The organism is Flavonifractor plautii ATCC 29863 (assembly GCF_000239295.1).
Classification (GTDB): Bacteria; Bacillota; Clostridia; order Oscillospirales; family Oscillospiraceae; genus Flavonifractor; species Flavonifractor plautii.
Genome location: NZ_JH417714.1, coordinates 13,367 through 18,372, shown reverse-complemented (window position 1 = coordinate 18,372; position 5,006 = coordinate 13,367). Strand labels below are relative to the sequence as shown.

Genomic DNA, 5,006 nt, shown 5'->3' with positions numbered 1-5,006 from the left:
TTAGATCATAGTCCCGGACAAGGGCGGTGGACAGCTTGTGGAGCATATCTCCCCGTTGGTTGGCAACGTGCTCCTGCAAGCGAGCCACCTTTACCCGTGCTTTCTACCTGCGCTTGCTCCCCTTTGACTTTCGGGAGAGCTGACGCTGGAGACGGGCGAGTTTGCGGGTGCTTTTGGTCAGGAACTTGTGGTTGGGATACTCCACTCCATCAGAGGTGATGGCAAATGATTTAAGCCCCATATCAAGGCCGACTACCGCCCCGGTAGAGGGTAGAGGGGCTATCTCCACGTCGGTACAGCACAGGGCAACAAAATACTTGCCGCTGGGGTTCTGCGATACTGTGGCAGATAGGATACGTCCCCTTACCTCTTTCGATACGCGGCATTTCACGAAACCGAGCTTTGGGAGACGGACGTGGCTATTGGAAATCGCAATGTTACTGTTGGTCTTGTAACTCTTGTGCCTATCCCGCTTGCTCTTAAATTGGGGGAAACCTATGTTCCCGCCACTTTTTGCAGAGCGGAAGAAATTCTTATAGGCGGAATCTAGGTCTTTTAGAGCGTTTTGCAGAGCGCATTTGTCCGGTTCACGCAACCAATCTATTTCCTGTTTTAGAACGGTGAGAGATTTGTCCTGCTGAAAGCGCGTAGGTGCCTTGCCTGTGGCTGTGTACTCCGCAATCCGCTGGGCGAGAAAATGGTTGTAGACGAACCGAGAACAGCCGAAAGTTTTCTGGATAAGCGTCCGTTGCTCAACATTCGGATAGATTCTGAATTTGTACGAATACTCCATTTTCTCACCCATTTCTCAACTGATTATAGCATAAAACAGGTGATTTTTCAACGAAAACTTGCAATAGCGCCGCTTACCCCATAGCTAAAGCAAGGGGCTTGCGCGGCGAATTTTCGGTCAAAGCCTCGTGCCTTGCCGCTTGGCTACACCCCTGTTTGGAGCTGGTGGACGGACTTGAACCCCCGACCGGTTGAATACAAATCAACTGCTCTACCAACTGAGCTACACCAGCATGGAGCACCAAAGAGGTGTCGAACCTCCAACCCCCGCACTACGAAAGCGGTGCGCTACCGATTGCGCTACTGGTGCTGGCCCGAGTGGTGGGACTCGAACCCACGGCCCCATGCTCCCAAAGCATGTGCGCTACCAACTGCGCTACACCCGGATAAGGCGGGAATCCCGCCTAGTTTATTGGCTTCGGCATCGTCACCGTTACGGTGTATTCGGTGTCGGTTTCTTCGATGGTGTAGTCCGCTTGCTTCTGGGTATATATAGTGATCGAACTCCCCCCGAAGTTGCCCTGTACGGTCACACGCACAGGGCGATCCTCGGAAGTCATGCACCCGGTCAGGAAAACCAGTGCGGTGGTGACGCACGCCAAAACCAGCTTGCGCATTAGTTAATTGCCTTTTTCAGGGCAGTGGACACCTGCAGCCGAAGCGCCTTGTGGGCCGCAACGGTGACCTTCTCCCCGGTAGCCGGGTTGTGGCCCTCACGCTCCGGCACCATCTTGGAGCGGAAGGTGCCCAGATTGTTGACAGCCACATCCTCGCCCTTCTTGGCGCACTCGGTGATGATTTCCACCATCGTGTCCACAGCGGCCTTGGCATTGGCCTTCTTCAGATTGGTGCGGTCTGCGATCTCAGCAATTAGTTCAGAATACAGCATTCTTGCTCCTCCTTTTTTCTTTCCCGCCCTCGTCTCCTGCAACTGCGGGGCGGCAAATTTGAGCGGGTGAGGATTTGCACCTCACATAGAGCCACATCCTGGGTCCCGACATCTTTAGCATGTTCGGGGAGCTCCTTATCCCTTGAAGCGTCTACTCTTGCCTGCCCCGCACAGGAGGCATTTATGGGCTTTACCACCCGCCGTAGGGTGTCTATTCCGCCACCGCTCAATGGTATGTAACCCGCTATGCGGGATCACATCACAATCATCAAGGCTGTATTACAATCAGCAACCTATTTCCGTTTCTGCTACTGACGCTTAGACACCGCTGGTCGGTCTACGTTGCCACACCTTTCCATCCTCACCTCACATACTCCATCCATAGGAACAGCCTTGATAATCACGGTACATCTCAACCCCTCCGCTGGTGTCGTCAGTCGGAACCGTTCATCTTTATATAGCCGGGGTCAGCCAATTAAATATTCTTCGCCCTGCCGCTTTCGCACAGCGCACAAGGAAGGCCCGTCTGCTTTTAACCTGTGGTGCCATACATCTGGTGCCACCGCCCGCCTCATGCGGCGAGGAGCGGCGTATGGCGGACAGTAGGTTGTCCAGCCGCCCATTGGCATTTAATTTAATCGCGCAGTGCCTCTTTTGCTTTCCATCTGCGTTTGGAGCCGAGAGGCGGTATTGAGCCGCCACACGTCCGCGACGTAACGGGCCGCCGCTTCCGCTTCTGCTACTGCACTCGGCATATTTTCAACTATCTAATACAAGTGCTCATTAGGATCATAAATGACAAATTCCAAACCATTCCATTAAGGTCGTCTTTCTGCTTTGCTTTGAAAGCTAAATAAGCATTTACAACCATAAGAACAAGGAGATAAGTTCTGCAATGATTATGAGTACGCCACTCACTTTACACCATCCCATTTTGCAACTTTTTGTGCGCTTCCCGCTTAGATTGTCACACCAGTACTAATGCCGATAGTTTTCAGCGGGATAGCGCGTTTTTGACTCTCAAAGGCTGCCATTCCACCCGGAGTCAGCCAGTTATGGCTACTGGCAGGCCGCTGGTGATTTCACTGGCAAGATACGCGACCCCGATTCGCCAGTATAGTGTCTCTCCACAGTCATAGGAACCTGCAAGATTTGAACTTGCGACCTCTACCCCTCTCGGTTAAGCGACGGATTCCGCCCCGCCCCAGGTTCCGCATGCCCCCGTCTATTCCGGGGTGTCAGCTCCGTGTACTTTGGAGCAAGTTTCTATAATTGGTTACCGCGAAAAGTGCGGGGCACCAAGCCCAGGGCCGGAATCGAACCGACATCTACTACACCAGATCACGGTGTCGCTCTCACCATTGAGCTACCGGGGCACGGGTGCCGCCCCTCACCTGGAGGGGGAATACAAGCGAGGAGCGGCAAAAAGGATGGGGGAGAAAGGAGTGGCCCGCCCCAGCCTCGAACTGGGCAGCGGCCTTTACCGACGGGCCATACAGACGCAAAAAACGCACCCTTCCCACAACCTCTTAACGCCGGTTAACGATCGACGATAACGGTTGCGCGAACAGTGCGCAGGGCGGTTAGCTTCGGGTGTAGCCACCAAAACCTCTTATTTAAATTGATTCTACCACATACCAGACAGAAAATCAAGATTTTTCGGTTCTAATGCTGGCCCGCTATTACGAGTACATCGTGAGGGGCTAAACAAGGGGCGGGGGCAATAGCCTCCGCCCTCTATTTTTGAACTTTTTCATCGTTTTGCTATTTGCACATATCTACACCGAAAGTTACGAACTAGCTACATACTAGATACAAAAAATCCTGTAACCATTGCAATTACTAGGTTTCTTTTTCTAATGAATTACAAACACATTAAATTGGGTTCCGGGCAACATCATACCACGCCGGGCCCGCTGGTGCAAGCTGCCGCTTTACCCGGCTGGGGTTTCATGATATAATAGCCGCAAAGCGGCGGTTATACCTGACATTGTCCGCCCCTGGGGGCGGGACTGCGGAATCCGGCGTCATGCGGCCATTCCGCCGGGCCTCATGGCGGAATGACGAGAAAGGAACGGCTTTTGCCGGGAAGGGAGGGGCGCCATGCGCCGCATCCAGAAATATCTGTCCGGCCTGTGCGCGGCGGCGCTGCTCCTGAGCCTCCTGCTGACCGGGACGGCCAAGGCGGATGAGATCACCATCTATCTGATGGCGGAGAACGACCAGATGCTGGACCTGCCCCTGTCCGCCATGCCCGCCTGGATCAACGGGGACATATATGTGCCCTACACCGCCTTCGACTGGACGGTGACGGGGGTGAACCTGGGGGTCTCCTACGGGCAGGAACGGACGGAGACCGAGTACAAGTTTACCCTCTACAGCCTGAACGGCATGCTTGTGTTTGACCTGAACGCGGGCACCTGCACCGACGGCTTCTCCGGAGAGGCGAAGGACATGCGTGCCGCGCTGCGCAACGGGCGGGTGTTTGTCCCCCTGGCCGGGGTGTGCAGCTTTTTTGGCCTGAATTACACCTATACCCCCACCAACTACGGCACCCTGATCCGTATCACAAACGGGCAGGAGCGGCTGGACACCCAGCAGTTTGTTACCTCGGCCAGCGGGCTGTCTATGCCCACCCGCTACTATAAGTACCTCCAGGAGCTGAACCAGGGCACCCAGCCCACGCCCAGCCCGTCCCCCACGCCATCGGGCGGCGGCACGGACGAGCCGGAGCAGGAGGACGGTCTGCCGGTCTACCTGTCCTTCCAGTGCACCGGCGGCGGGGCGCTGGACAACATTTTGGACACCCTGGAGGCACGCGGCATCCGGGCCCTGTTCCTCTTTACGCCGGATGCCTTGGCGGCGGCGGAAGGTCAGCTCCGCAGGCTGGTGGGCTCGGGCCACGCGGTGGGCCTGTCCGTCCCGGGCCAGAGCCTGGACGGGGCGCGGGCGGCGTTGGAGGAGGGGGCCGGCCTGTTGGAGCGGTTGGTCCGTGTGCGGCCCCATACCGTATATCTGGAGGGGGCGGCCTCCGGCGTGGCGGATGCGCTGGAGCGGGAGGGCTGGGCCTGCTGGTCGGCCAACGTGGACGGCCGGCCCGACGGCCGAAGCCAGAGCACCCAGGCCAACGCACTGCTGCGCACTCTGGAGGGACGGCGCAGCGCGGCCCGCATGCTGCTGGACGACAGCGGAGAGAGCGCCGGCATCCTGTCCCGGCTGCTGCCCCGTATGCCGCGGGACGCGTACTGGTTCCAACTGGCGCTGGATACCCGGATCTGAGAGAATCGGAGCACATACAGGCGGGCGGAGCTTGTCCGCCCGCCTG

General features: G+C 56.7%; 4 protein-coding genes and 5 tRNA genes. 1 reads left to right on the top strand and 8 read right to left on the bottom strand.

The window, feature by feature from the left end:
• Positions 1–103: 103 nt before the first annotated feature.
• The 8 genes from HMPREF0372_RS06725 to HMPREF0372_RS06695 all read right to left on the bottom strand — a co-directional run bounded on the left by HMPREF0372_RS06725 (position 104) and on the right by HMPREF0372_RS06695 (position 3,057).
• Positions 104–793 (bottom strand): RNA-guided endonuclease TnpB family protein, encoded by a 690-nt coding sequence (locus HMPREF0372_RS06725; protein ID WP_050810479.1) that lies wholly within the window; start codon positions 791–793, stop codon positions 104–106.
• 156 nt (positions 794–949) lie between these two features.
• A tRNA-Thr gene (locus HMPREF0372_RS06720) sits at positions 950–1,025 on the bottom strand.
• A gap of 1 nt (position 1,026) precedes the next feature.
• Positions 1,027–1,102: transfer RNA gene (locus HMPREF0372_RS06715), tRNA-Thr, on the bottom strand.
• Positions 1,103–1,178, bottom strand: a tRNA-Pro gene (locus tag HMPREF0372_RS06710).
• An 18-nt stretch (positions 1,179–1,196) separates the two neighbouring features.
• The gene (locus HMPREF0372_RS06705) at positions 1,197–1,409 is read right to left on the bottom strand and encodes a hypothetical protein (protein WP_007490067.1); all 213 of its coding nucleotides are present in this window, start codon (positions 1,407–1,409) and stop codon (positions 1,197–1,199) included.
• Positions 1,409–1,681: an HU family DNA-binding protein gene (locus HMPREF0372_RS06700; protein ID WP_007490065.1), complete on the bottom strand. Its 273-nt coding sequence runs from the start codon at positions 1,679–1,681 to the stop codon at positions 1,409–1,411. Before HMPREF0372_RS06700 ends, HMPREF0372_RS06705 begins: the two co-directional genes overlap by 1 nt.
• Before the next feature lie 1,137 nt (positions 1,682–2,818).
• A tRNA-OTHER gene (locus tag HMPREF0372_RS19640) sits at positions 2,819–2,894 on the bottom strand.
• 88 nt (positions 2,895–2,982) lie between these two features.
• Positions 2,983–3,057, bottom strand: a tRNA-Ile gene (locus tag HMPREF0372_RS06695).
• A 727-nt stretch (positions 3,058–3,784) separates the two neighbouring features.
• On the opposite strand from HMPREF0372_RS06695, the gene HMPREF0372_RS06690 reads away from it, so the two are divergent.
• A complete protein-coding gene (locus tag HMPREF0372_RS06690) occupies positions 3,785–4,960 on the top strand; it encodes a hypothetical protein (RefSeq protein ID WP_007490062.1) in 1,176 nt (391 codons plus the stop codon).
• The last annotated feature ends 46 nt before the right edge of the window (positions 4,961–5,006 follow it).

What these genes read in the sequence shown, in the direction of transcription:
- HMPREF0372_RS06705 (WP_007490067.1), bottom strand. Translation starts at nt 1,409, where the DNA reads ATGCGCAAGCTGGTTTTGGCGTGCGTCACCACCGCACTGGTTTTCCTG.
- HMPREF0372_RS06690 (WP_007490062.1), top strand. Translation starts at nt 3,785, where the DNA reads ATGCGCCGCATCCAGAAATATCTGTCCGGCCTGTGCGCGGCGGCGCTG.
- HMPREF0372_RS06725 (WP_050810479.1), bottom strand. Translation starts at nt 793, where the DNA reads ATGGAGTATTCGTACAAATTCAGAATCTATCCGAATGTTGAGCAACGG.
- HMPREF0372_RS06700 (WP_007490065.1), bottom strand. Translation starts at nt 1,681, where the DNA reads ATGCTGTATTCTGAACTAATTGCTGAGATCGCAGACCGCACCAATCTG.